We start from the raw sequence: 25759 nt of genomic DNA, 5'->3' as shown, positions 1-25759 counted from the left end.
AGTGGATCTCCTCTTTGAAACGTCCTGGGGATGGACGAGTGGGTGCTCGCCCTGTCGAATAAGTATCTACGACTAACTAATTGCCTGCAAGTTTTTCACACGATCGTCACATGCTTGTGACAATCGTTTCCGTGGGGCCTTCACAGGCATCCTCCCGGGCCCCTGGCTATGCTCTCGGGATGCCTCGCGCCCGCCACAAGGACCGATCCACCGTCGCCCGCCACGCTCCCCTCCCCACCCCGGGACCGATGAAGGGCTTCCTCAAGATCGCCGGGATCACCCTCGGCGTCGTGCTGGTCTCGGCCATCGCCGTCGGCGCCTTCGTCGTCGTCGACTACATCAATCGCTTCAATGCCGACGCGGTGGCGCTCGAGGACGCGCCGGAGGTCGAGCCCCCGTCGATCAGCGCCTTCCCGGGCGAGTTCAGCGTGCTGCTCATCGGCACCGACGAGTGCGGCGAGGTGTCAGGCGGGCTCCTCGGCGAGCGCTGCTCGGAAGCCGACGGCGGCATCCTCAACGACGTCAACCTCCTCGTGCACGTGTCGGCCGAACCCCGCAACGTCACCGTCGTCTCCCTGCCGCGCGACCTCATGATCGAGACGCCCGAGTGCACGCGCGAGGACGGATCGATCGCCTCGGCCACCAGCAAGACGCAGATCAACTCGATCTACCAGAACGCCGGGCTCTCGTGCGTCGCCAAGACCATCACCGACCTCAGCGGCGTCGAGATCCCGTTCGCCGCGAAGATCGATTTCGATGGCGTCATGGCCATCACCGACGCGATCGGCGGCGTGGAGGTCTGCATCGGCGGAGACGGCATCCGCGACGAGAAGGCGGGCATCGACTACTGGGCGCCCGGGCCCCGGACCGTCTCGGGTTACGAAGCGCTGCAGTTCATCCGCACGCGCTACGGGGTCGGCGACGGCAGTGACATGGCGCGCGTCTCGAACCAGCAGCAGTACATGTCGCGACTGGTGAAGAAGATCCTCAGCGACGAGGTGCTGAGCGACCCGAGCAAGGTGCTCGGGCTCGCGAATACGGCCGTCGACAACATCAAACCGAGCACCGAGCTCGGCAACCCGGTGCGCATCGCGCAGCTCGCACTGTCGATCAAGGACGTGCCGTTCAGCGACTTCGTCTTCGCGCAGTACCCGGTCTTCGAGGACCCGGACGACAGCGACCGCGTCGTCCCGAACTACGAGGCCGCCGAGACCCTGTGGTCCGCGCTCGCCGCCGGTCAGCCGGTGCAGCTCACGGGCGACGCGACCAACAACGGCGGCGTCGAGGTCGTCGACCCGGGCACGGCGACCGACCCCGGGACCGCCCCGTCCACCGACGCGCCGACGACCGAGACCCCGGCGCCCCGCGCCACGCTCGACCCGAGCATCTCGGGTCAGACCGCCGAACAGGAGACCTGCACCAACGGCCGCCAGCGCTGATCGGAGCGGCACGAGCGCGTAGGCTCGCAGGCATGGGACGGATGCGCGCACGCGACACCGAGCATCCGCAGGCGAAGCTCGATCACGGCGGCGTCGCCACCATCGCCCCCTCGGAGTTCACGAGCGGATTCGAGCTCATCGTCGACGGCACCCCGCAGTCGCACGTCGATCTCGACGACCCGACGCACCTTCACTTCGAGTACATCGTGCGCATGGGCGCCGTGATCGATCAGCTGCCCGCGGGACCGCTCACCGCCGTGCACCTCGGCGCCGGCGCCCTGACCGTGCCGCGCTACATCGATGCGACCCGTCCGGGATCGCGGCAGCAGGTGGTCGAGTGGGAGGCGCCCCTCGCGGCGCTCGTGCGCGAGCATCTCCCGCTCCCGAAGGGGGCGTCGATCCGTATCCGCATCGGGGATGCGCGCGAGGGCGTGCAGAAGCTCCCCGCCGCCCTCACCGGCGCGTGCGATCTCGTCGTCTCCGACGTCTACTCCGGCGCGCAGACCCCGGCGCACCTCACCAGCGTCGAGTTCTACCGCGAGGTCTCGCAGATGCTCTCCCCGGGAGGGGTACTGCTCATCAACGTCGCCGACGGCCCTGGACTCGCCTTCGCCCGCCGACAGGTCGCGACCGTCGCCGCGGTGCTCCCCGAGGTCGCGGTGCTCGCCGACACGCAGGTGCTCAAGGGACGCCGCTTCGGCAACCTCGTGGTCGCGGCATCCGCCTCTCCCCTGCCCACCGAGTGGCTCCCCCGCCTGCTCGCCGCGGGCCCGCATCCGGCGAAGATCGCGCAGGGCGCCGAGGTGAAGACGTTCGTGCAGGGCGCGCACATCGTCACCGATGCGGATGCCGTGGCCTCTCCGCGACCCGACGCCTCGCTCTTCCTGCGCTGATCCGCATCCGGGATGCGGGCACGCGGGCGTGCCGACCCGACGACCGGGTGAACGGCATGCAGACTGGACGGGGACGCTGCGGAAGGAGAGCAATGAGTTTCATCCGGGGATACGACCGGGAGAACCTCCGCGAGCTGGTCGATATCGACGAGTGCGCGGTACGGCTCGAAGAGATCGAGGATCAGCGCAGCCTTCCCGCTCTGCTGGAGCGCGTGTGGTTGCTGAAGGTGCTGGGACGCCTCGACGAGGCGCTCGCCCTCGCGGAGACGACCGTGCGACAGGCCCGGATGGCGGGCACGCGCAAGGACGTGCTGCGCGCCCGTGTGCTGCGTGCGACCGTGCAGCAGTTCCGTGGCGCGCACGCCGCCGCCGAGCAGGAGCTCGCCGCGTGCGCGGAGGAGGCCGAAGGCCAGGGCTGGATCACGATCGCCGCATTCGCCCACCAGCACCGCGGCAAGAATGCCTTCGACGCCGGAGATTTCGACACCGCGCGCGACAGCTTCAAGCAGTCGCTGTTCCTGCGCCGCGAGGCCGGCGCGGCAGATCGCGAGCTCGAGGTCACGCTGCTGGCGATCGACGCGGCCGAGCGCCGTCGCCCGTCGCAGCTCGTCGCCGGCTGACCGTGCGCACCGGCCGTTCACCCCGATGTCGGCGGTATGGCTTAGCCTGAGCGCATGGCGGATCTTGACCGTGTGCGCATCTGGGGTGAGGCGCTCATGACGATGTACCTCGACGACTCCTGGTCGTTCGACTTCGACCATGCCAAGCGTCGCGCCGGGCAGTGCGACTACACGAAGAAGCGCATCACCGTGTCGCGCTATCTCGCGGCACGGTTCGACGACGACGAGATCCATCAGGTGCTGTTGCACGAGGTCGCCCATGCCCTCGCCGGGCACGCCGCCGCGCACGGTCCCGCCTGGAAGCGCGTGGCCCGCGACCTCGGTTACGTCGGCGGCACCACGCACCACGGCGAGACCGCCGTCGAGCTCGCGCCCTGGATCGGCCGCTGCCCCGCCGGGCACGAGACTTTCCGGCATCGCCGCCCGACCCGCGCCACCTCGTGCGCCCAGTGCTCGCGCACCTTCGATCAGCGATACCTCTTCACCTGGACGCGGCGCGAGATCACGGCCGACGTGAAGCTCGCCGCGCAGTCGCCGCGCTAGGGCACTGGGCTCTAGAGCGTGCGCGGGCCGTCGCTCGCGTTCTCCGAGGAGGCCGTTTCTTCCGGGTCGTCGTGCGAGAGGGTCGCGCCCTGCTGACCGTCGGCCGCTGCCCGCGAGGCGCGCCCGCGTCGCAGGAGAGCCGTGACCGCGCGCCACCCCACCAGCAGCACGCCGAGGGTCAGCGTCGCGACGATGATGAATGCGAGCTGAGCGGTGTCCCCCGTGACCACGCGCAGCAGCGTGCCGCCGGCGACGGTCACGACCCAGACGACCACGCCCCACAGCACCGACCACGGCCGACGCGGGCGACCGGGCAGCAATGCGGCGAGCGCGTGACCGACGAGCAGCGCGACCAGGAACGGCCAGGCGGTGAGCAGGAATCCGGCGGGGCTCTCGTCGTGAGAGGCGCGGCCGATCACGGCGAAGATCAGAACCAGCACGGCGTCGACGATGACTGCGGGGAGGAACCTCATTCCCCGACCCTACGCTCGTGCCCCGCGCACACGGTGCTGCCCCCGGGCGTGCCGCCGGCTGTCTCAGGCGAAGGCCGTGAACGCCCGGTCGCGGAGCACGGGCACCGCCGAGACGGCGTCGAGACGGGATGCCGCGGCGACCGCGTCGGCATCGGCGGTGTCGCGCGCCGAGCCGCTCGCCGAGACCAGGTGCCCGAGCGCACGGCGCAGAGCACGGAAGCCCTCCGCCGCGACCGCCGCATCGGGCGCCGTGTGATCGATGCCGAGGTCGGTGAGCGCCGCGATGATCGCTCCGGCGGCGAGGTGGTCCTCGACCGCGAAGCGCACGTCGTTCGAGCCGTCGCGCTCCCCCGCGGCGATGAGGGCGACCGAGGTGCGCGCCTGACGCTCCTCCTGGATGGCCTGCACGGTGCGTGCGACGGCGGTGGCATTGCGGATGCCTCCGACCAGCACCGTCGCTCCTCCGGCGGCGGCGGTCACTGCGAGCGCCGGTGCGACGGAGTCCGTCGACCACACCGCCGCCTCGGCCAGATCGATCGCGGCACCGTCGGCGACGGCATCCGCCAGTCTCGACGAGAAGTGCAGCACGTCGACGATCACGACCACGTCGGCCTCGGCGAGTCGTGCGAGGCCGGCGAGCCCCCAGTCGAGGCGGACCTGATAGGTGGACTGATCGAACGGCGACGGCATCCGTCCAGCCTATTCCGCACCGTGAGGGGTCAAGACACGCCGCCCGCGGGACCGCGGCAGCGGCGTGTCTTGACCCCTCAGCGAGCCCTCCAGCCCGCCGTCAGTCGGCTGCCAGCGCCTCGACCGGCGCGACCCGCGTCGCGAGCCGGGTCGGCGTCGCGGCGGCCACGAGCGTCAGCACCGCCGTCGCGACGACGATGATGACCACCGGCAGCCACGGCACCTGCGGAGCGACGAGCCCGGCGGGCGTGAAGTCCGGCAGCACCGGCACCGAGCCGAGCAACGACTGCGCGGCGATCCATCCGTAGGCGACTCCGAGCACCAGGCCCGTGAGCGTCGCGGCCACCGTGATGTGCGTCGCCTCGAGCAGCACCATGCGGCGCACCTGGGCGTTCGACAGCCCGATCGATCGCAGCAGCCCGAGCTCACGGCGCCGCTGCACGACACCGATCGTGAGCAGGTTCACGAGGCCGACGGCGGCGATCACGGCCGAGACGGCGACGAGCACCATCATGATCGAGGCGAAGGCGTCGAACGGCGCGAAGAACTCCGGCGGCACCTCCTCGGAGGTCTGATTCATCATCAACCGCTTCGCCGACTCCAGCGCAACCGCGAACATCGTCACGAGGGTGACGCCCATCACCACGCCGATCGCCATGCGCGACGATCGCTCGGGATACCGCAGCGCGTTCTCGGCGGCGAGGCGCGCGGTGGCGCTGGACCCGAACATCCGCCCGACGAGGCGCAGCACCGGCGGCATGAACAGCACCGAGCCGAGCGCGAGACCGGTGAACGAGAGCAGGCCCCCCACGAACGCGACGACGACCCCGAGCGGCGTCACGAGTCCAACCAGCACCCCACCCGCGAGCAAGGCGGCACCGGCGATCAGCAGCACCCAGGCGCCGACATGACGCCCGGCCCTGCCCGACACCTCGTCGTGGGCGCGCTCGACCGATCCGCCGATCGCCTGCAGGGGCGTCACCGTGAGCACGCGTCGCGAGCCGACCCACGCCGCGACCCAGGTCGTGAGCGCGACGCCCACGGCGGGCAGCACGAGGAACGGCTGCGCGAGGGTGAAGTCCGCCGGCACGTCGGCGATCAGCATCCGCCCGATCTGCACCCCGAGGGCAGCGAGCGCAACACCGACGATCACGCCGGTGAGCGCGCCGATCACGCCGACCACGAGGCCCTGTCGCCCGACCTCCGCACGCTGCGAGCGCGCGGTCGCACCGACCAGGCGCATGAGCGCGATCTGACGGGTGCGCCCGGCGATGATCGTCGAGAACGTGTTGGCGGTGACGATCGCGGCGACGTACATCGCGACCGCCGTGAGCAGCACCGAGAGGATGGCGACGACGATCGCGAGCGTCTCGCTGTCGCCGATGAACGGGTCGGCCTGCAGCACCGCGCCGATGAACGCCGTCACCTCGACGAGGATCACCCCGAACGCCGCCGACAGCGCCGCGACCAGGATGCTGGCGCCCATGCCCCGGTCGCGCAACCACGCGAGGCGCGGAGCCGTGGCGGCGGTCTCGGGCACCACGGTGCCGACCGCCGAAGGCGTGCCGACGGCGGTCATGCCGACACCTCGGCGGCGAGCATGTAGGCCGAGATCTCCTCGGCGGTCTGGCGCGGGTGGTCGGCGACGATGCGACCGTCACCGAGGTAGAGCACGCGGTCCGCGTGGCTGGCCGCGATGGCGTCGTGGGTGACCATCGCGATCGACTGACCGTGCTCCCGGCTGGCGGCCTGCAGCAGCTGGAGCACCTCGCGTCCGGTCTTCGAGTCGAGGTTTCCGGTGGGTTCGTCGGCGAAGACGAGGTCCGGCGCGGTGGCCAGGGCACGGGCGATGGCCACGCGCTGCTGCTGTCCACCCGAGAGCTGGTGCGGACGGTGGCGCAGGCGCGAGCCCAGACCCAGCGTCTCGACGAGTCCGTCGATGCGCGCACGCTCCAGCGCGCTCGGCCGGCGCCCGTCGAGCTCGAACGGCAGCAGGATGTTGCCGAGGGCATCGAGTGTGGGAACCAGGTTGAACGCCTGGAAGATGAACCCCACGCGTCGGCGGCGCAGGATGGTGAGGTCGAGGTCGCCGAGACCGGTGATCTCGGTGTCGCCGATGAACGCGCGCCCCTCGGTCGGGGTGTCGAGGCCGGCCATGATGTGCATGAGCGTCGACTTGCCCGAGCCCGACGGGCCCATGATCGCGGTGAACTGACCGCGGCGGATGCCGACGCTGACGTCGTCGAGCGCCCGCACGACTCCCTCGCCGGAGCCGTAGGTCTTCTTCAGGTGCTGGACGCGGGCGGCGAGGCCCAGGTCGGTGGTCGTGATCTCCATGTCTCCGACGCTACGGAGCAGGTGCCGTCGCGGTCGTCGCCCGGCGGATGCATCCGCCTCCGCCTGGAGGATGATCCCGACGATGCCGCAGGGAGGATGCCGAGGCGGATCTCAGGCGAGGCCGTGCTCGAACGCGAACACGACGAGCTGCACGCGGTCGCGCAGGCTGAGCTTGGAGAGGATGCGGCTGATGTGCGTCTTGACGGTCGCCTCGCTGAGGAACTCGCGCGTCGCGATCTCACCGTTCGACAGACCGCGTGCGGCGAGCGCGAAGATCTCCCGCTCACGATCGGTGAGGTCGGCGAACTGCGGAGGAACCGGGGTCGGCGCATCCGCGAAGTGCGCGAACAGCTCACGGGTGGCGGATGCTGCGATCACACTCGACCCCGCATGCACGGTGCGCACGGCGGCGAGCAGGAACTCGGGGTCGGCGTCCTTCAACAGGAATCCGCTCGCCCCCTGACGAATGGCCCGGGCCGCGGCCTCGTCGAGGTCGAAGGTCGTCAGCATCACGATGCGCGGCGCGTCGGGGCGCTGGAGGATCTCGGCGGTCGCGGTGAGGCCGTCCATGACCGGCATCCGGATGTCCATGAGCACGACGTCGGGTCGGGTCTGCTGCACGACGTCGAGAGCCTCGCGCCCGTCACCGGCCTCGCCCACGACCTCGAGGTCGGGCTGGGAGGCGATCAACATCCGCACACCGGCGCGGAAGAGGGACTGGTCGTCGACGAGGACGACTCTGATCATGACGTGACTCCGATCGGCAGCATGCCGTAGACGTGGAACTGCGCTCCCCGGCGCTCGGCATGCAGACTACCGCCGACCAGCTGGGCGCGCTCGCGCATGCCGATCAGGCCGTGCCCGCTCTGCCCCAGCTGCACGGGAGCAGGCCCCGGCGCGACGGTGTTCGCCACCCGGATCTCGACCCGGTCGGGCAGCCACGCCAGGTGCACGTCGACCGCTCCGTCGCCGTGGCGGATCGCGTTCGTGAGGGCCTCCTGCAGGATGCGGTAGACCGCGAGCTGGATGGCCGCGGGCGGCTCACCCGGGGGCACGGGGTCTACCGTGATCCGCGGTTCGATGCCGGCGTGCCGCACCTGCGCGAAGAGCGTCTCCAGGTCGGCGAGCGTGGGCTGCGGTCCGTCGCCCTGGCGGTGACGCAGCTGGGTGAGCAGCATCCGCACGTCCGACAGCGCACCGCGGGCGGTCTGCGCGATCGTGCCCAGCGCCTCGGTCGCCATCTCGGGCTTCGCGGCGGCGGCGTAGCGGGCTCCATCGGCCTGCGCGATCACGACGGCGAGCGAGTGCGCGACCACGTCGTGCATGTCGCGGGCGATGCGCACGCGCTCCTGCTCCTCGGCGGCCACGGTCTCGGCCTGCGCGCGCGCCACCTGCGTGGCGCGACCGGCGAGGACGACCCGCCAGAGCAGTCCAGCTCCCCATGCCATCACCATCGCCAGCACGAACAGCGAGCCGAGCAGCACGGAGGTGAGCGCGGCACGCATCACGCTCGCGGCGTCGGTGATCAGTTCGCCCGACCACGCCAGCCCGAAGTACGCGCCGCCGACGATCCCGCCGCCGAGCGCCGAGGCGCCGCCGAGCCACAGCAGTCGTCGGCTGCCCCAGGCCGCCGTCGCGAACAGCACGACCAGCACGCCGAAGTCGAAGGGTACGGGTGGCAGCCCCGCAGCCATCTGGAGGAGCGCACCGAACCACGCGACGCAGAGGGCCAGAGCCGGGGCCAGGCGGGCGATCGCGGCGGCGCCCCAGACGATCGCTCCGACGACGAGGTAGGCCGTGACCGACCACCCGCCGTCGACGATCCAGACGCTGAGGCCGCCCGAGCCCGGCACGAGGGGGATGCCGACCGTGAGACCGAAACCGATGACCGCGCCGACGATGTCGAGGGCGAGCCAGGTGCGGGAGACGGGACGGAACACGCTCTCACGCTACGCGAGCGGAGGGCGCGCCGCGTCCGTCTGGGGATGTATCCCGAGCGCGACCGGCCGTCAGGCCCGGGCGATGATCTCGCCGTGCGGAACGAGGTACCAGCCGTCTCCGGCATCCGCCCATCGCTTCCAGGCGTCGCTGATCGTCTGCAGCTCGGAGGGGCCCGCGAGGCCGCTGTCGACGAGCTGGCGCGCGAGCGCCGATTCGAGGATGCGGTCGGCCCACATGCCGCCCCACCACGCGCGCTCCTCGGGGGTCGCGTAGCACCAGGTGGATGCCGTCGCCGTGACGTCGTCGAAGCCGGCGGCGCGCGCCCACGAGAGCAGGCGTCGCCCGGCGTCGGGCTCTCCCCCGTTCGCCCGGGCGGCCGCGCGGTACAGCCGCAGCCACTCGTCGAGCTCGGGCAGCAGCGGGAACCAGATGAACCCGGCGTAGTCGGCGTCGCGCGCCGCGACGATGCCGCCGGGTACCGTGACCCGTCGCATCTCTCGCAGGGCCTGCACCGGATCGCCGACGTGCTGCAGCACCTGGTGCGTGTGCACGACGTCGAAGCTGTCGTCGGCGAACGAGAGCGCGTGCACGTCTTCGATCGAGAAGTCGACGTTTGTGAGGCCGCGGTCCGCGACGAGGTTCCGGGAGAGCGCGAGGGCGTTCGCGTCGATCTCCGTCGCCGTCACGTGCGCGACGACGGTCGCGAACTCGGACGTGATGCTGCCCGGACCCGCGCCGACATCGAGGAGGCGGGCGGCCGGATCCAGGTGCGGGCGGAGATACTCCGCGGAGTTGGCGATCGTGCGGGAACTGTGCGAACGGAGAACGGTCTCGTGATGTCCGTGCGTGTACGTGGCCATGCCCCAGTCTGGCACGGGCCGCGATGGCGCCCCTCAGCGCAGCTCGGCGGCGATGCGGCGGATCGCCTCGCGGTCGGGCTTTCCGGAGGCGAGCGTCGCGATCTCGTCGACGAGGATCAGGCGCGCCGGACGCGCGTGCTTGCCGAGCGCCTCGGCGACGGCGTCGCGCGCGTGCACGAGCTGGTCTGATTCGCTGCGGCGCAGCACCTCGCCGCGGGCGGCGACGATGACGGATGCCTCGCCCCACCGCTCGTCGTCGATGCCGACCACCACGGCCTGATGGAGACCCGGCACCTGCCGCACGATCCGCTCGACGCGATCGAGGGAGATGTTGATGCCGCCCGACACGATGACGTTGTCGGCGCGACCGTGCACCCGCACGACCCCGTTCTCGACCAGGCCGAGGTCGCCCGTGCGATACCAGCGGATGCCGTGCTCGTCGCGCACGAACACCCGCGAGGTCAGCTCATCGTCGCCGAGGTAGCCGTCGGCGAGCATGGGCCCCGCGATGCGCAGCTCTCCGTCGACGGTGCGCACCGAGACGGTGTCGAGGGGAACCCCGTCGTAGACGCATCCGCCGCTGGTCTCGGTCGAGCCGTAGGTGCGCACGAGGCGCACGCCCAGATCGGATGCCCTCTCGCGCAGCGGCTCGGGCAGGGACTGCCCGCCGACGAGGATCGAGCGGTAGGCCTGCAGCGCGGCGCGCACGGCGACATCGTCGGCCGCGTCGAGCAGCGTCGCCACCTGCGCCGGTACCAGCGAGGTGTACAGCGCCTCGTCACCGTGTCGCAGCATCGACAGCGTGGCGTGCGCGAACGCCTCGGGCGAGAACCTGCCCGACAGCGCCACCGGTTCGGTGCCCGCGAGGATCGAACGCACGAGCACCTGGAGACCCGCGACGTACCCCGTCGGGAGGGCGAGCAGCCAGCGGCCCGATCCGATGCGGTCGGCGGTCGCCTCGGCGCTCGTGCGCAGCGCCTCGGCGCTCAGCGCCACGCGCTTGGGGATGCCGCTCGACCCGGAGGTCGCGATCACGACGGCCGTGCCCACCGGAACCCGATCGGGCACGTCGGCGAGCATCCCGAAGCCGAGCGCCGGGCCCCCGTCGAGCGCTCGCCGCAGCGCGACACTCAGCGGCTGCGGATCATCGGCTTCGATCGGGATCAGCGCGGTCATGACGGTGCCTCAGTAGTGCCAGGGGAACGACGACCAGTCGGGGTCGCGCTTCTCGAGGAACGAATCGCGCCCCTCGACGGCCTCGTCGGTGCCGTAGGCGAGACGCGTCGCCTCGCCCGCGAAGACCTGCTGCCCGACGAGTCCGTCGTCGACGGCGTTGAACGCGAACTTGAGCATGCGGATGGCGGTCGGCGACTTGGTCAGCACGGTGCGGGCCATCGCGAGCGCCTCGCGCTCGAGCTCGGCGTGCGGCACCACGCGATTGACCGCGCCCATCTCATAGGCGCGCTGCGCCGAGTACTCCTCGGCGAGGAAGAACACCTCGCGGGCGATCTTCTGCCCGGTCTGGCGGGCCATGTACGCGGAACCGTATCCGGCGTCGAAGCTGCCGACGTCGGCATCCGTCTGCTTGAAGCGTCCGTGCTCGGCGCTGGCGATCGTGAGGTCGCAGACCACGTGGAGCGAATGCCCGCCACCCGCCGCCCATCCGGGCACGACCGCGATGACGACCTTCGGCATGAAGCGGATCAGACGCTGCACCTCGAGGATGTGCAGGCGGCCCAACGAGGCGGGGGACGGAGAAGCCGGGGTCCCTGAGCCTCCCCCCTCGATCCCTGAGCCTGTCGAAGGGGCGGGGTACTTGTACCCGTCGCGCCCCCGGATGCGCTGGTCGCCGCCCGAGCAGAACGCCCATCCGCCGTCCTTCGCGCTGGGGCCGTTGCCCGTGAGCAGCACCGCGCCGATGCGCGGGTCCTGACGGGCGATGTCGAGGGCACGGTAGAGCTCGTCGACCGTGTGGGGGCGGAAGGCGTTGCGCACCTCCGGCCGGTGGAAGGCGATGCGCGCGATGCCTCCGTCGTTCGAGACGTGGGCCGTGATGTCGGTGTAGTCCTCGGCGCCGGGCGCGAGCTGCCACTCGGCGGGGTCGAACAGGTCGGAGACGAATGCGCTGGTCACCTCTCCACCCTATTCCCGCGCGCGGCTGCGCCCCCGTCGCACTTTCCGTCGGAAAGATCCGGCCGGACCGACGGAAAGTGCGACGGGAACGGCGGCGGGAGATGAGAATGAGACCCATGACGCCCGAACTCAGCGAGATCCTCTCCACCGCACGCGTGGTCGCCCTGCCGATGCACACGCGATTCCGGGGCGTCGACACCCGGGAGGCGCTCCTCTTCGAGGGGCCGGAGGGGTGGGCCGAGTTCTCCCCCTTCACCGAGTACGCGGATGCCGAGGCCGCCACCTGGCTCGCCGCGGCGATCGACTTCGCCTGGCGTCCGCAACCCTCACCCCTGCGCGACGGCATCCGCGTCAACGCCACGATCCCCGCGGTCGAGGCCGCACGCGTGCCGGACGTGCTCGCTCGCTTCTCCGGATGCCGCACCGCCAAGGTGAAGGTCGCCGAACCCGGGCAGACGCTCGCCGACGACATCGCCCGCGTGCGCGCCGTGCGCGAGGCGATGGGGCCGGAGGGCCGCATCCGCGTCGATGCGAACGGCCTCTGGAACATCGACGAGGCCGAGCACGCCGTGCACGCGCTGAACGAGTTCGACCTCGAGTACGTCGAGCAGCCGTGCGCGACGGTCGAGGAACTCGCCGAGCTGCGCACCCGCGTGAAGCACCTGGGCATCCCGGTCGCCGCCGACGAGAGCATCCGCAAGTCGTCCGACCCGTTGGCCGTGGCGCGCGCCGGGGCCGCCGACCTCATCGTCGTGAAGGCGCAGCCGCTCGGCGGAGTGACCCACGCCCTCCAGCTCATCGCCGCGACCGGGCTTCCGGCGGTCGTGTCGAGCGCCCTCGACACCGCCGTCGGACTCTCGCAGGGCGCCGCCCTCGCCGCCGCCCTCCCCCACCTCGACTACGACTGCGGCCTCGGCACGGCATCGCTCTTCCTCGACGACGTCGCCGATCGACGCCCCCGCGACGGGGTGATCCCCGCCGACCGCGTCACCCCGGACGGTGCCGCGCTCGACCGCCTCGCCGCCGACGACGACCGCCGCGACTGGTGGTTCGCGCGCCTCGAGCGCAGCTACCGCGTGCTCGACGCGGGCTGAGGCGCCTCAGACCAGGAGCAGATCGACCAGGCGGCCGAGTTCCTCGCTGCCCGCGCGGCGCAGCTGGGCGTCGTCGTGCCCGGCCATCGCGCCTCGCACGGTCATGCCCTCCCAGACGATCATGAGGATGCGGCCGGCGACCTCGGCCGGCACTCGCAGCCGCAGCTCCCCGGCGTCGACGATGTCCGTGACGATCTGCGCGATGCTGCCGACCATCTCGCGTTCCTGTGCCAGGTACGCCGCTCCGAACTGGGCGTCGCGGAGCGCGCGGATGCGGATCTCGCTCATGAGCATCACGCCCATGCGGTCGTCGCTTCCGGAGTCCATCACCTTCTGCAGCAGGTCGGTCGGATCGCAGCCGGGCACCAAGCCGCCCTCGGCGGTGATCTCGGTCACGCGCTCGCGCACCGCGTTCACACGCGTCTCGGCGACACGTCCGGCGAGCATCAGGAAGAGCTCGTCCTTCGATTCGAAGTTCGAGTAGAACGCCCCGCGCGTGAAGCCGGCACGCTCGCAGACCGCCTCCACCGAGGCGCCGTCGAGGCCGACCTCCGCGAAGAGCTGCTCGGCCGCCTCGAGCAGGCGGGCGCGCGTGTTCTCACGACTCCGGGTTGCCGGTATCGACATCGAAACCTCCTGGTGTTCGCGATCGTGACGATTCTCACACCCCGCACACAGATTTCCGAATGCGGGCGACCTTACGATACATCTATGTATTGGATACACCTGTGTATCCACCTCATCCCCCATCCTCCGGAGGAACCCGCGTGTCCACTCTCCTGTCCTCACTCGGTCGCTGGTCGTTCCGGCACCCCTGGCGCGTGCTCGGCTCATGGCTGCTCGTGCTCGGCCTCGCGGGCACCGGGGCACTCGTGCTCGGCTCCGGCACGGACAACACGTTCTCGATCCCCGGCACCGAATCGCAGGCCGGCCTCGAGCAGCTCTCCCGTTCGTTCCCGCAGGTGAGCGGCACGAACGCGCAGTTCGTCGTCGTCGCCGCCGACGGCGATCAGGTCACCGACGACGACTATCGCGCGCACATCGAGGACGCCGTCGACGAACTCGGCAGCATCGACGACGTGCTCGCCGTCACATCGCCCTACGACGAGATGGTCGACGGCATGATCAACGACGACGACACCGCCGCGATCGTGCGCCTGCAGTTCGACGGTCAGTCGACCGACGTCTCGGAGGCGACCAAGGACGAGCTGAGCGCCGTGGTCGACGATCTCCGCTCGGCGTTGCCGGACGGCTCGCAGACCGCACTCGGCGGCGATCTCTTCGCGACCGAGATCCCGGGCATCACGCCGACCGAAGCGGTGGGCCTCATCATCGCGCTCCTCGTGCTCATCGTCACGTTCCGCTCGTTCGTGGTCGCCGGTCTCCCCCTGCTCACCGCCATCCTCGGCGTCGGGATCTCGATGGCGGGCATCTTCGCCGCCACCGCCTTCGCCACCGTCTCGTCGACCACCCCGCTCCTCGCCCTCATGCTGGGCCTGGCCGTCGGCATCGACTACGCGCTGTTCATCATGGCCCGGCATCAGGATCAGGTGCGCGCCGGCGTCGAGCCCGAGGAATCGGCCTCCCGAGCCGTCGGCACCGCCGGCTCGGCCGTCGTCTTCGCCGGGATCACCGTGCTCATCGCCCTGATCGGGCTCGGCTTCGCCGGCATCCCGTTCCTGACGACGATGGGCATCGCCGCCTCCGTCGCCGTCGCGATCGCCGTGGCCATCGCGGTCACCCTCACTCCCGCCGTGCTCGGCTTCATGAAGGGCCGCATCGTCGGCCGCCCCCGACGGGAGCGCGCCGCGACGAAGAAGGACGGATCCGCGCGCGCCCCCCGCCGGGCGTTCAGCGAGCGCTGGGTCGGCGGTGTGACGAAGCATCCGGTGCTCGTGTCGATCGCCGTCGTGCTCGGTCTCGGCGTCGTCGCGGTGCCCGCCCTCAGCCTCGACCTCGCCCTCCCCAACGCCGGCGTGCTGCCGAAGGACTCCGAGGCCCGGCAGAGCTACGACATCGTGGGCGAGGAGTTCGGTCCCGGCTTCAACGGCCCCCTCATCCTCACCGGCACGATCGTCACTTCCACCGATCCAGTCGGGCTGATGGACGACCTCGGCGACGCGGTCGCGAAGATCGACGGGGTGAAAGACGTCGCGCTCTCGACCCCGAACGAGACCGCCGACACCGGCATCGTGCAGATCATCCCCGAGACCGCGCCCGACGACCCCGCCACCGCCGACCTCGTGCGTGAACTTCGCTCGCACCACGACGAGTGGCTCGACGAGTTCGGCATCGACCTCAAGGTCACCGGGTTCACGGCGGTCGGGATCGACATCTCCGACCAGCTCGGAGGCGCTCTGCTGCCCTTCGGGATCTTCGTGATCGGGCTGTCGCTCGTGCTCCTCACCATCGTGTTCCGCTCGCTGTGGGTGCCCGTGACGGCGGCCCTCGGCTACCTGCTCTCGATCGTCGCCGCCTTCGGCGTGGTGGGCGCGGTGTTCGAGTGGGGCTGGTTCGCCGATCTGCTGCACGTGGCGAAGGTCGGCCCGATCATCAGCTTCATGCCCATCGTGCTCATGGGCGTGCTCTTCGGCCTCGCGATGGACTACCAGGTCTTCCTCGTCTCGCGCATGCGCGAGGACTTCGTGCACGATCGCGCCTCGCGCTCCGCCTCGCGCGCCGAACGCCGGGCCGCCGCTCAGCGCGCCGTCCGCAGCGGCTTCACGGGATCGGCGAAGGTCGTCACCGCCGCCGGACTCATCATGTTCGCGGTGTTCGTCGCGTTCGTGCCGGAGGGCGACTCGTCTCTCAAGCCGATCGCGCTGGGCCTCGCGGCCGGCATCGCGATCGACGCATTCCTCGTGCGCATGACGCTCATCCCCGCCCTCATGGCGATCCTCGGCGAACACGCCTGGCAGATCCCCGCCTGGCTCGAGCGCATCCTCCCCCGCGTCGACATCGAGGGTGAAGCCGTCGAGCGCGAACGCCATCTGGCCGAGTGGCCGGGCGACGGCTCGGTCGTCGCGGCCGACGAGCTCACGGTCAGCACCGACGCACCGGTCGTGGAAGCCCTGTCGTTCCGGGTCGCTCCGGGCGAAGCGCTGATCGCGACCGGTGGCGACGCCCGTGAGCGGCGGACCCTCGCTCTGGCCGTCGCCGGTCGCGTGTCCGCCGACGAGGGGCGACTCCGCGTCGCCGGGCACCTGCTCCCCGGCCGGGCCGCCTGGGTGCGTGCGCACGTCGGCTGCGTGATCGTCGACGATGCGGATGCCGCACTCGACGACCTCGCCGAGGCCCTGCGCGGGCGCTCGGAGGTCGTGGTCGTCGACGGCATCGACCGACTGTCCGGAGGCCGACGCGACCAGGTGACGGCGATGCTGCGGGATGCCGCGGCCACACGTTCCCTGGCCGTCTTCGCCACGGCGTCCGATGCGGCGACCGCCCGCACGATCCTCGCGGAGGCCGGCTGGCCCGACGCGAACCTTCTCGACACCCGCGCCCCGCGACGGGCGACCGCAACCACCGAGGTGACCGCATGACCCTCCCCATCGAGCGCGCACGCTCCCGCAAGCCCATCACGTGGCTGACGATCCTCGGCATCCTGCTGCTGCCCGCGGCGATCGGCGGCATCCTCGTCACCGCTCTCCAGAATCCGACCGAGCGCCTGGACTCGATGACCGCCGCGATCGTGAACCTCGACGAGCCGGTCGAGATCGACGGACAGGTCACACCCCTCGGGCGTCAGCTCGCGTCCGGACTCGTGGAGGGGTCGGACGACCTCGACTCGAACCTCACCTGGGTGATCTCCAACGAGGACGACGCCGCCGAAGGTCTCGCGAACGGCGACTACCAGGCGGTCATCACCATCCCCGAGGACTTCTCGTCGGCGGCCACCTCGGCCGGACGCACGATCTCCGAGGGCGAGGGCACGCCCGAGAAGGCGACGATCGAGGTCACCACGCCGGACGACGGTCTCGTCGCCGACGACCTCATCACGGGGCAGATCGCGAACGTCGCGGCGTCCACGCTCGGCACCACGCTGTCGGAGGCCACGACCGAGAACATCCTGGTCGGCTTCACGACGATCGGCGATCAGATCGGCGAGGCCGCCTCCGGTGCACTCGACCTGGCGAACGGCGCACGGGATGCCGCGACCGGCGCGGCCGCGATCGCCGACGGCGCCACCCAGCTCGCGACCGGCGCGGGCGACCTCGGCACCGGCGCCACGTCGCTGGCGACCGGTCTCGACACGATCGCCACGAACACGCGCCAGCTCGCCGGCGCCGCGGGCGAGCTCGGGGCGGGGCTGACCGGTGGGGCGGCCGCGCTGAACGATCCGAACGGAGACTTCGCCAAGCTCGTCGGAGCCGCGCAGGGCGGGGCCCCCTTCCTCGACACGGCTGCCTCGGAGTCGGCCAAGACGGCCACAGAACTCGGCAAGCTCGCCGCCACCTGCGCTCAGTCGGTCACCGACCCGGACTTCTGCACGAAGCTCGGCGAGGTGGCGACGTCCGCCGCAACCTCCGCGACCGCCGCCGGTACGGCATCGGCCTACCTCTCCCCGGTGGCCACGGGCCTCCCAGCCGCGGCATCCACCCTGGCGACCAACATGAACGAGGCAGGCACCGGCGCCAGCCAGATCTCGGCCGGGCTCAACCAGCTCGCGACCGAGGGAGTCGACCAGTCGGCCGCGGGGGCCCGCGCGCTGGCGACCGGCGCGGGCCAGCTCTCGAGCGGCGCGACCGAACTCGCGACCGGCGCCACCGAACTCGCGACGGGCCTCGACACCCTCGCGACCGGCGCGGGCGACCTCGCCGGCGGTCTGCGCACGGCATCCGATTCGCTCCCCTCGTTCAGCGACTCCGAGTCGACGTCGATCGCCTCGGTGATCGCCGACCCGGTCGAGTCGACCTCGTCGATGGACACGATCTTCGGCCCCACCGCCATCCCGCTGCTCGCCGCGGTGGTGCTGTGGTTCGGTGGCCTGGCGTCGTTCATCGTCATGCGCGCGCACACCGCCCGCACCCTGACGTCGCGCCGCTCGTCGCCGACGCTCGCACTGCGCGCCTTCTGGCCCGCGGCGCTGATCGGCGCCGGACAGGGACTGCTGGTCTCGATCATCGTGCAGTTCGTCGCCTCGTACGATGCGGCCGCCTGGTGGACCTTCGCGGGCACCGCCGTGCTCGCGGGTGTCGTCTTCGCCGCGGTGAACCAGGCGCTCGTCGCGATCTTCGGCGGAGTCGGACGCTGGGTCAGCGCCCTGATCGGCGTGCTGGCCGTCGCGACCGGGTTGATCTCGACCGTGCCGGACTGGCTCGCGGGCCTCGGCGCCGCGCTTCCGACCTCACCCGCATTCGCGGGACTGATCGCCGGGAGCGGTTCCGCCGTCGCCGGCCTCGTCGTCTGGGGTGTGCTCGCCCTCATCGCGACCACCCTCGCGGTGGCCCTGCGGCGCACGACCTCGGCCACGGCGGTGCTCGCGACCTGAGCCGCGGCATCCGCCCTGTTCGTTCCCCGACCCCGTCTCGGGAAACGGAGACGTCCGGGCCGCGCGGCGGCGAGTCGCGCGAACGACGCGCCCTGTCGCCGGCATCCGATCTCCGTTTTCGAACCCACACGCACGACGCCCCGCCTCCGGAAGGAGACGGGGCGTCGTGGATGTCAGGGGCGGATGCCTCAGCTGATGCCGGAGTAGGCGTGCAGACCCTTGAAGAACACGTTCACGATCGTGAAGTTGAACAGCACGGCCGTGAAGCCGACGATCGCGAGCCAGGCCGAGGGGTTTCCCCGCCAGCCGCGGGTCGCGCGGGCGTGGATGTAGCCGGCGTAGAGCACCCAGATCACAAAGGTCCAGGTCTCCTTCACATCGAAGCCCCAGAAGCGGCTCCACGCGTAGTAGGCCCAGATGGAACCGGCGATGAGGGTGAAGGTCCAGAGGATGAACCCGATGATCGTGAAGCGGTACGCCATGCTCTCGAGGCGCTCGGCCGAGGGGAACGTGCGCAGGAACCCGGGGCCGGTCTTGGCCGCACCCTCCGAGACGAGGCGCTCGCGCCGCGACTGCATGAGCTGGATGACCGAGAGCGCGAAGGCGAGGGCGAAGAACGCCGTGCCCAGCGAGGCGACGAAGACGTGGATCACGAGCCACACGCTCTTGAGCGGGTCCATGAGCGGCGTGACCTCGACGTAGAAGTTCGTCGACGACAGGCCCAGCAGCACCACCACGAGGCCGGTGATGAACGTGCCGAGGAAGCGCAGGTCGACCTTGACCAGCACGATCAGGTAGACGGCGATGATGAGCAGCGTGCCGATCATCGCGAACTCGTAGAGGTTCGCCCACGGCACGCGACCGGCCGCGAAGCCACGGGTGAGGGTCGCACCGAGGTGGAAGATGAACGCGAGAACGGTGAGCGAGGTGCCGATGCGCGCCATGACGAAGCGCTGGGGCTTCGGCTCGATGGGCTTTCCGGTGGCCGTGAGCGTCGCTCCCCCGCGCGCGCCGGCGCCGACCAGCTCGGCCTCGCGCACGGTCTGCGCGTCGGCGGAGATCTGCGAGCGGCGCGCGAGGTCGAATGCGAACGCGATGAAAGCCGCGGCGTAGATCGCGATCGCGGTCCAGAGCAGGACCGGCGAGATCACTTCGAGGTCGAACATGGTGTCAGTCTACTTTCGGGGAGTCGGATGCCGTCGGGTCGGCATCCGCGAGATCTTCGGCGAGGTCGTCGGCGGCGGGTTCGCGGGCGACCGTACCCCCGGCCGCATCGAGCAGGCGGCCGTGGCCGGCGACGATGTCGTCGAGCGCCACCGCGATCGTCGGGTCCTCGCCGCGGGCGAGGCCTGCGTACTCGAGCGAGACGGAGTCACCCTCGACCGTGGCCTTGACCCACATGCGGCGGCGGGGCACGAACAGCGCGAGCATGAGTCCGCCGAGCGCGAGCACCGCGAAGCCGAGCACCCAGACGCCGGACTCGTCGCGGTGGATCTGCAGCGAGGCGAAGCGCTTGACCGACTGCGTGGCGTCGGTCGCACCCTCGGGCGACTCGTCCTCGAAGGTGACCGTTCCCATGCCGTTCGGCAGGTCGGCGGTCTCGCCCGGAGCGAGCTCGATCGAGTCCTTGTCGACCGCGCGACCGGTGAGCTGGGTGAGGTCGGTGGTGTCGAGCACGTAGACCGACCGCGGGGTGCCGTCGTTGATGCCGAGGTCACCCGAGTACACGTCGAGCGTGAGCGTCGGGTTGGTGAGCGCGGGGTAGGCCGAGAAGAACGCGCCCGTGTCGAGCACGGCGGTCGTCGGGTAGAAGAAGCCCAGCAGGCCGAGCTGCTCGGGGAGTCCGTCGGTGACCTTGATCACGCCGAGCGAGGTCATGTTGGTGTCCTGCGGCAGGAACGGCACGCTGTTCGTGAACACCACGTCGCCGTCGGCGTTGCGCACCGTGATGGTGGGCGCGTAACCGTTGCCGAGCAGGAAGATGTCGTCGTCGGCGACGGGCAGCGGCTCATTGACCTTGATGGAGCCGGTGCGCTCCTCCCCGTTCTCCTTGACCGTGACGTTGGCCGAGAAGTCGCCGGCCTGGCCGGAACCCGCCTCGCCGAACGGGGTGTACGAGACATCGAAGGTGTCGAGGCGCATCGAGTAGGGCGCGAGGGCGTCGTCGGCGACGAAGCGTCCGCGGTTCATCGAGTCGTAGTCGACGAGCGTGTTCGCGAACGTCTCGCCCTCGACCAGCACCCGCTGACCGGTATACGCGAAACCGCCGCCGATGGCGACCGTGACTAGCACGCCGACGAGCGCGAGGTGGAAGAGCAGGTTCCCGGTCTCCCGCCAGTACCCGCGCTCGGCCGACACCGAGAAGGTGCGCCCGCGGTCGTAGCGCTCGACGCGATAGCCGAGAGCCTTGAGCTGCTTGGTCGCGACGGCGATCGATGCGGATGCCTCGGCCTCGGCATCCGTCTTCTCGCCGTTCCCCGCGGTCGCGGAGAGGTCGCGGGTGACGGCCCGGAAGTCGTCGAGCCGCTGCAGACGCGCGGGCGTGCGGGGCGGCCGTGCCTGGAGCGCCTTCCAGTGGTGACGGATGCGCGGGATCACACAGCCGACGAGCGAGGTGAACAGCAGCAGGTAGATCGCCGAGAACCACGGCGACAGATAGACGTCGAAGAGCTTGAGGCCGTCGAGGATCGGGAAGAGATCGGGGTTGTCGCGCTGCCACTGCGTGACACCGTTAGGGTCGGCCATGCGCTGCGGGAAGATCGATCCGGGGATCGCGGCGACCGCGAGCACGAGCAGCAGGATCAGCGCGGTGCGCATCGAGGTCAGCTGGCGCCAGCCCCAGCGCAGCCACCCGACGAAACCGAGGCGCGGCTGCGTGATCGAGTCGTCGCCGTCGACGTGGTCGGACGGCCGCAGCGGATCGCTGGACCTGGGCGTCTTGCTGCTCACGGCACTCTCGTTCTTCCGGGTTTTCTTCTCGGTCGTCTCGTGATCAGAGCGGGAGGATGACACTGCTCATCACCGCCGTCAGTCGGGACATGATGTCGGTCCACAGCCCCGTCACCATCAGCACGCCGAGCGCGATCAGCAGCACGCCGCCGATGATGTTGACGACGCGGATGTGGCGGCGCAGGAATCCGATGGCCGTGGTCGCCCAGCCGAAGCCGAGCGCGACGAGCAGGAACGGGATGCCGAGGCCGAGGGAGTAGGCGAGACCGAGGGCCCCCGCGCGCACCGGGTCGCCGGCGTTGAAGGAGAGGGCGAAGATCGCCGTCAGGGTCGGGCCGAGGCAGGGCGCCCAGCCGATGCCGAGCGCGATGCCCAGCAGCGGCGCCCCGATGACGCCGTACTTGCCGTCGACGTGGAAGCGCAGCTCGCGCTGCGCGAAGCCGAACAGCCCGAGGAAGACGAGGCCCATGAGGATGATCACGACGCCGAGGATGCGCGTGATGAGCCCTCCCCACTGGATCAGGAAGACGCTCGCGACGCCGCCGAGCGAGGTGATCGCGACGAAGACGGCACTGAACCCGGCGATGAAGAGGAGCACGCCGACGACGAGGCGACCGCGACCCGGGGCCACGGCATCCGTCGCGCCCGCGCCCGCGCGCGGAGCCACGGATCCACCGAGGAAGCCGAGGTACCCCGGCACGAGCGGCAGCACGCAGGGCGACAGGAACGAGATGAGCCCGGCGAGCAGAGCGACCGGGATCGCCAGCCAGAGCGCTCCCGAACCGATGATGTCCTGGGGATTCACGCGCTCTCCGCGAGCGCGTCCTTGACGAGCGTGGACAGGATCGAGGTCCCGTCGATGGGCCCGATGATGCGGGCGGCGACGCGGCCCTGCTTGTCGAGCACGAGCGTGGTGGGGGTGGCCTGGATGGGCGTCTCGGCCGCGAAGGCGAGCTTGGCCTGCGCGGTGTCGACGTCGATCAGGCTCGGGTAGGTGATCTCGAACTCGGTCGAGAAGGCCTTGGCCGTGTCGGCCTGATCGCGGGTGTTGATGCCGACGAACGACACACCCTGGTCTTCGTACTCCTGCCACACCGACTCGAGATCGCCGGCCTCGACGCGGCACGGCGCGCAGCCGGCGTACCAGAAGTTCACGACCGTGACCTGGCCCGCGATGTCGGCGCTGTCGAAGGCCTCGCCGTCTTCGGTGACGCCCGAGAAGTCGATCGGCTCGCCGCGCTCGGCGACGGGGATCTCCTGGATCGCGCCGTCGGCGGCGACGTAGCCGGTGTTCTCGCCGCTCAGGAACGACTCGCTCACGGCATCCGGAGCACAGGCGGTCAGGCCGACGGCAAGCACCGCGGCGAGCGCGGCTCCGACCGCACGCCGGGAACGGCGAGTGCGGGAGGGGCGGCCGCTGCGGATCGGGTGAATCCTCGAGGCGAGTGGCACGGTTACGAGTTTACGCCGAGGTTCCTATGGTTAGGCCGGACGCGGGCGCCGCCACCGGCGCCCCTCAGAACCGCGACAGCACGTCGTCGACGCCGGCCCGGAAACGCGGACAGGTGGCGATGTCGTGCGAGCGGCAGCGCAGCGCGTGCTCGGTCATCGCGCGTGAGCGGCGCATCTCCTCCATGCGGCGGTCGATGTCGTCGATGTGCGACTGCAGCACCTGATGGCGCCCCCAACTGCTGTCGTCGAGCAGCACCGCGATCTGATCGAGCGTCATGCCCGCGGCCTTGCTGCGCTGGATCACGGCGATGCGCACGACGTCGTCCTCGCCGTACCGACGGCGGCCGGCGTCGTCGCGGGCGGGGGTCAACAGTCCGACCGACTCCCAGTGGCGCAGCACGTTGGTGGGAAGATCGACGCGGGCCGCGACATCGCCGACGGACCACGGATGCTCAGCGTGTGACTTCATCCCAACATGAAGTCACAAACGGAGCGTGGACGCAAGGTCCGCCGCTCGACCGCCGAAGCGACGCCGTCAGTCCCGGCACTCCCTCGTGATGAGGTCGGCGACCTTCTCGAGGAAGTCGCTCACCACCGCCGACTGCTCGGCGCTCAGGTCCGTCGCGATCCGGTGGACGGCGACCGCCGTGGCGTCGAGCCCCTCCGAGGGATCGATCCGCCGCAGGGGAACGAGAAGCTTCGAGCGACTGTCCGCGGGGTTCCGCTGCGTGGTGATGACCCGCGCGGTCTCGAGCTTCTCGAGCGCCTTCGAGATCGCGGCGGTCGTCACCTGCAACTCGGACGCGAGGTCACCGGGAGTGATCGCCTCGTTGCGATGGTCGGCCTCGGCGATGAGCCGGGTGATCTCGCGGAGCAGCGGACTCGGTCCACACGACGCCTGACGTCGGCGCGCCAGCTGGTCCTCCGCGACGCGCACGCGCTCCACGGCGCGGGCGACGTCGAGCGCGTACGACTGATCGATCGCGTTCCAGATGGTGGCGGGAGCCTCCGCGGTGCTCACCTCAGTCCTCCTGATTGATCAGGGACAACCACTTCCCGAAGCGCTCCCCCTCGGCGCCCGCGCCATCCTCGTTCGCAGCGATCTCTTCCCGTTCGATCATGTCCCGCTCCCTCCGTCTGGTGCGACCATCCGGACAATGCTCGCAAAACTAGATTACTAGCCGAGCTAGTGATGTCAACCTCGCGCCCCATCGCTTGACTTCATCCCGACATGAAGTCACAGACTGATCGCGAACACAAGATCCACCGGTCGGAAGGACCCCTCATGTACGACGTGATCGTGATCGGCGCAGGCCCCGCGGGCCTGCAGGCGGCGCTGACGCTGGGACGGATGCACCGCTCGGCGCTGCTGCTCGACTCGGGCGAGTACCGCAACGGCACGGTGCTGCACATGCACAACGTCGCCGCGAACGACGGCACCCCGCCCGCCGACTTCCGCGCGATCGCCCGCGCCCAGCTCGCGGAGTACGCGGACGTCGAGGTGCGCGATGCCCGCGTCGAGCGGATCGACGGAGAGCAGGGGGCGTTCACGCTCGAACTCGCCGACGGCGGCACGGTCGCGGCGCGGCGCATCGTGCTCGCGACCGGCATGGCCGACGAACTGCCCGCGATCTCCGGGCTGCAGGAGCTGTGGGGCGTCGGGGCGTTCAGTTGCCCGTTCTGCGACGGGCACGAGCATGCGGGCAAGCCGATCGCCGTGATCGGCGAGGCCGCCCGCGCCGCCCATCTGATCGGGCTGCTCGGCCGGATCGTGTCGTCGATCACGGTCTTCCCCACCGAGGGTTCCTTCGCGGAGGAGGATCGCGCGACCCTCGAGGCGCTCGGCGCCGTCGTCGCCTCCTCGTCACCCCTGTCGATCGCGCGGGAGGGAGAGACGGTGAGGTTGACCACGGCGGAGGGCGAAGCATCCGTCGCCGGCATCTTCGTCGCCTCGGTGGTCTCGCGCCAGCGCGCCCCGTTCGCCGAGCAGCTCGGACTCGCGATGCTCCCGTCCGGCGCGATCGAGATCGACGACTTCGGCCGCACGTCCGTCGCCGGGGTGTCGGCGGCGGGCGACATCGCACATCGGGCCTCGCTGCCCGGCGCGATGGCCGCGGTCGCGCTGGCGGTCGCGGCGGGTCAGCTCGCCGCCGTCGGTCACATCCAGTCGCTGATGGCCGAGGGCGCGTAGCTCCCAGGGCCGCGAGCGGGATGCCTCAGACGGCGCCGACGTCGACCGCGCCGCCCGTCGCCGCGGGTTCGGCGTAGTCGACCTCACGCCACACGTCGCCGACCCGCTCGAACGAGGTCACGCTCGACAGGGCGCAGCGCCGGGTGCGCGGATCGTGCCGCAGCGGGAGTCCGGCGACCGACAGGTGCGTGATCCAGATCGGTGCCTGGTGCGACACGATCACCGCGTCGCCCGCCTCGGTGGTGTGCCAGAGCTCGTCCATCGCGGCGCGCATGCGCTCGGCGACCGAGACGTACGGCTCGCCCCAGCTGGGCACCGAGGGCTGCCGCAGATGCCACCAGTTGAGCGGGTTCATGAGCGAGCGGCGCATCTGCGTGCCCTCGAAGACGTTGGTCGGCTCGATGACGCGTTCGTCGAGCACCGGCTCGAGGTGGAAGCGCTCGGCGAACGGAGCGGCCGACTCCTGCGTGCGCTCCAGCGGCGAGCATCGCAGGGCCTCGACGTCGCGACCGAGACCGGCGACGTGCTCGGCCGCCGACTGCGCCATGCGCCGTCCGTCGTCGCTGAGGTGGAAGTCGGGCAGACGGCCGTAGAGCACGCGGCCGGGATTGTGGACCTCGCCGTGACGGACGAGGTGCAGACGGGATGCCGGCACG

At 70.7% G+C, this 25759-nt stretch carries 25 protein-coding genes; 8 read left to right on the top strand and 17 right to left on the bottom strand.

Annotation, left to right across the window (positions count from 1 at the left end; all coding sequences use genetic code 11):
- Positions 1 to 179 precede the first annotated feature (179 nt).
- The 4 genes from KV396_RS10550 to KV396_RS10535 all read left to right on the top strand — a co-directional run bounded on the left by KV396_RS10550 (position 180) and on the right by KV396_RS10535 (position 3495).
- Positions 180 to 1439, top strand: coding sequence for an LCP family protein (locus tag KV396_RS10550; RefSeq protein WP_247955690.1), 1260 nt, complete (start codon positions 180 to 182; stop codon positions 1437 to 1439).
- A gap of 32 nt (positions 1440 to 1471) precedes the next feature.
- On the top strand, positions 1472 to 2332 hold the full coding sequence (locus tag KV396_RS10545; RefSeq protein WP_247955689.1) for a spermidine synthase: 861 nt from the start codon (positions 1472 to 1474) through the stop codon (positions 2330 to 2332).
- A 92-nt stretch (positions 2333 to 2424) separates the two neighbouring features.
- Positions 2425 to 2952 carry a hypothetical protein gene (locus KV396_RS10540; RefSeq protein ID WP_247623227.1) on the top strand — a complete coding sequence of 176 codons (528 nt, stop codon included), beginning with the start codon at positions 2425 to 2427 and terminating at the stop codon, positions 2950 to 2952.
- Between the two features lie 54 nt (positions 2953 to 3006).
- Entirely contained in the window at positions 3007 to 3495 is a 489-nt protein-coding gene (locus tag KV396_RS10535) for a SprT-like domain-containing protein (protein ID WP_247955688.1), read from the top strand.
- An 11-nt stretch (positions 3496 to 3506) separates the two neighbouring features.
- Here KV396_RS10535 and KV396_RS10530 read toward each other — a convergent pair whose 3' ends face one another.
- The 9 genes from KV396_RS10530 to KV396_RS10490 form a co-directional block, all read right to left on the bottom strand.
- Positions 3507 to 3968, bottom strand: a complete 462-nt coding sequence (locus KV396_RS10530) for a DUF3054 domain-containing protein (protein ID WP_247955687.1) — start codon at positions 3966 to 3968, stop codon at positions 3507 to 3509.
- A 63-nt stretch (positions 3969 to 4031) separates the two neighbouring features.
- Positions 4032 to 4658 carry a 2-phosphosulfolactate phosphatase gene (locus tag KV396_RS10525; RefSeq protein ID WP_247623230.1) on the bottom strand — a complete coding sequence of 209 codons (627 nt, stop codon included), beginning with the start codon at positions 4656 to 4658 and terminating at the stop codon, positions 4032 to 4034.
- 100 nt (positions 4659 to 4758) lie between these two features.
- Entirely contained in the window at positions 4759 to 6237 is a 1479-nt protein-coding gene (locus tag KV396_RS10520; protein ID WP_247955686.1) for an ABC transporter permease, read from the bottom strand.
- On the bottom strand, positions 6234 to 6995 hold the full coding sequence (locus KV396_RS10515; RefSeq protein WP_247632791.1) for an ABC transporter ATP-binding protein: 762 nt from the start codon (positions 6993 to 6995) through the stop codon (positions 6234 to 6236). The genes KV396_RS10520 and KV396_RS10515 overlap by 4 nt, the downstream gene beginning before the upstream one ends.
- A gap of 111 nt (positions 6996 to 7106) precedes the next feature.
- Entirely contained in the window at positions 7107 to 7742 is a 636-nt protein-coding gene (locus tag KV396_RS10510; protein ID WP_247623233.1) for a response regulator, read from the bottom strand.
- Positions 7739 to 8935: a sensor histidine kinase gene (locus tag KV396_RS10505; protein WP_247955685.1), complete on the bottom strand. Its 1197-nt coding sequence runs from the start codon at positions 8933 to 8935 to the stop codon at positions 7739 to 7741. The genes KV396_RS10510 and KV396_RS10505 overlap by 4 nt, the downstream gene beginning before the upstream one ends.
- A gap of 69 nt (positions 8936 to 9004) precedes the next feature.
- A complete protein-coding gene (locus tag KV396_RS10500) occupies positions 9005 to 9796 on the bottom strand; it encodes a class I SAM-dependent methyltransferase (RefSeq protein WP_247955684.1) in 792 nt (263 codons plus the stop codon).
- A 33-nt stretch (positions 9797 to 9829) separates the two neighbouring features.
- Positions 9830 to 10972 (bottom strand): AMP-binding protein, encoded by a 1143-nt coding sequence (locus tag KV396_RS10495; RefSeq protein WP_247632794.1) that lies wholly within the window; start codon positions 10970 to 10972, stop codon positions 9830 to 9832.
- Positions 10973 to 10981: 9 nt separating this feature from the next.
- The gene (locus KV396_RS10490; protein ID WP_247955683.1) at positions 10982 to 11929 is read right to left on the bottom strand and encodes a 1,4-dihydroxy-2-naphthoyl-CoA synthase; all 948 of its coding nucleotides are present in this window, start codon (positions 11927 to 11929) and stop codon (positions 10982 to 10984) included.
- 116 nt (positions 11930 to 12045) lie between these two features.
- On the opposite strand from KV396_RS10490, the gene KV396_RS10485 reads away from it, so the two are divergent.
- Positions 12046 to 13023: an o-succinylbenzoate synthase gene (locus tag KV396_RS10485; protein WP_247955682.1), complete on the top strand. Its 978-nt coding sequence runs from the start codon at positions 12046 to 12048 to the stop codon at positions 13021 to 13023.
- A 6-nt stretch (positions 13024 to 13029) separates the two neighbouring features.
- On the opposite strand, the gene KV396_RS10480 is transcribed toward KV396_RS10485, so the two are convergent.
- Positions 13030 to 13650 (bottom strand): TetR/AcrR family transcriptional regulator, encoded by a 621-nt coding sequence (locus KV396_RS10480; RefSeq protein ID WP_247955681.1) that lies wholly within the window; start codon positions 13648 to 13650, stop codon positions 13030 to 13032.
- 140 nt (positions 13651 to 13790) lie between these two features.
- Between KV396_RS10480 and KV396_RS10475 the strand changes: the two genes are divergently transcribed.
- Together KV396_RS10475 and KV396_RS10470 are read left to right on the top strand one after the other, a co-directional pair.
- Positions 13791 to 16562: an efflux RND transporter permease subunit gene (locus KV396_RS10475; RefSeq protein WP_247955680.1), complete on the top strand. Its 2772-nt coding sequence runs from the start codon at positions 13791 to 13793 to the stop codon at positions 16560 to 16562.
- Complete coding sequence (locus KV396_RS10470) at positions 16559 to 18511, top strand: YhgE/Pip family protein (protein WP_247955679.1); 1953 nt, start codon at positions 16559 to 16561, stop codon at positions 18509 to 18511. The genes KV396_RS10475 and KV396_RS10470 overlap by 4 nt, the downstream gene beginning before the upstream one ends.
- A gap of 188 nt (positions 18512 to 18699) precedes the next feature.
- On the opposite strand, the gene ccsB is transcribed toward KV396_RS10470, so the two are convergent.
- From ccsB to KV396_RS10440, 6 genes are all read right to left on the bottom strand, one after another.
- Positions 18700 to 19677, bottom strand: coding sequence for a c-type cytochrome biogenesis protein CcsB (ccsB, locus tag KV396_RS10465; RefSeq protein WP_247623242.1), 978 nt, complete (start codon positions 19675 to 19677; stop codon positions 18700 to 18702).
- A gap of 4 nt (positions 19678 to 19681) precedes the next feature.
- Positions 19682 to 21460 carry a cytochrome c biogenesis protein ResB gene (gene resB / locus KV396_RS10460; RefSeq protein ID WP_247955678.1) on the bottom strand — a complete coding sequence of 593 codons (1779 nt, stop codon included), beginning with the start codon at positions 21458 to 21460 and terminating at the stop codon, positions 19682 to 19684.
- A gap of 43 nt (positions 21461 to 21503) precedes the next feature.
- Positions 21504 to 22265: a cytochrome c biogenesis CcdA family protein gene (locus KV396_RS10455; protein ID WP_247955677.1), complete on the bottom strand. Its 762-nt coding sequence runs from the start codon at positions 22263 to 22265 to the stop codon at positions 21504 to 21506.
- A complete protein-coding gene (locus KV396_RS10450; protein WP_247623245.1) occupies positions 22262 to 22912 on the bottom strand; it encodes a TlpA family protein disulfide reductase in 651 nt (216 codons plus the stop codon). The genes KV396_RS10455 and KV396_RS10450 overlap by 4 nt, the downstream gene beginning before the upstream one ends.
- Positions 22913 to 22976: 64 nt before the next feature.
- Positions 22977 to 23381 carry a MerR family transcriptional regulator gene (locus KV396_RS10445; RefSeq protein WP_247955676.1) on the bottom strand — a complete coding sequence of 135 codons (405 nt, stop codon included), beginning with the start codon at positions 23379 to 23381 and terminating at the stop codon, positions 22977 to 22979.
- A 66-nt stretch (positions 23382 to 23447) separates the two neighbouring features.
- On the bottom strand, positions 23448 to 23933 hold the full coding sequence (locus KV396_RS10440) for a MarR family transcriptional regulator (RefSeq protein WP_247623247.1): 486 nt from the start codon (positions 23931 to 23933) through the stop codon (positions 23448 to 23450).
- Positions 23934 to 24143: 210 nt separating this feature from the next.
- On the opposite strand from KV396_RS10440, the gene KV396_RS10435 reads away from it, so the two are divergent.
- Positions 24144 to 25103 carry an NAD(P)/FAD-dependent oxidoreductase gene (locus KV396_RS10435; protein ID WP_247955675.1) on the top strand — a complete coding sequence of 320 codons (960 nt, stop codon included), beginning with the start codon at positions 24144 to 24146 and terminating at the stop codon, positions 25101 to 25103.
- Positions 25104 to 25128: 25 nt separating this feature from the next.
- Here KV396_RS10435 and KV396_RS10430 read toward each other — a convergent pair whose 3' ends face one another.
- Positions 25129 to 25758, bottom strand: a complete 630-nt coding sequence (locus KV396_RS10430; RefSeq protein WP_247623249.1) for a histidine phosphatase family protein — start codon at positions 25756 to 25758, stop codon at positions 25129 to 25131.
- Between the last annotated feature and the right edge of the window lies 1 nt (position 25759).

This window comes from Microbacterium galbinum, from assembly GCF_023101185.1.
Taxonomy (GTDB): domain Bacteria; phylum Actinomycetota; class Actinomycetes; order Actinomycetales; family Microbacteriaceae; genus Microbacterium; species Microbacterium galbinum.
Note: the sequence above shows the minus strand (reverse complement) of the source record. Positions and strands in the feature narration are given on the sequence as shown.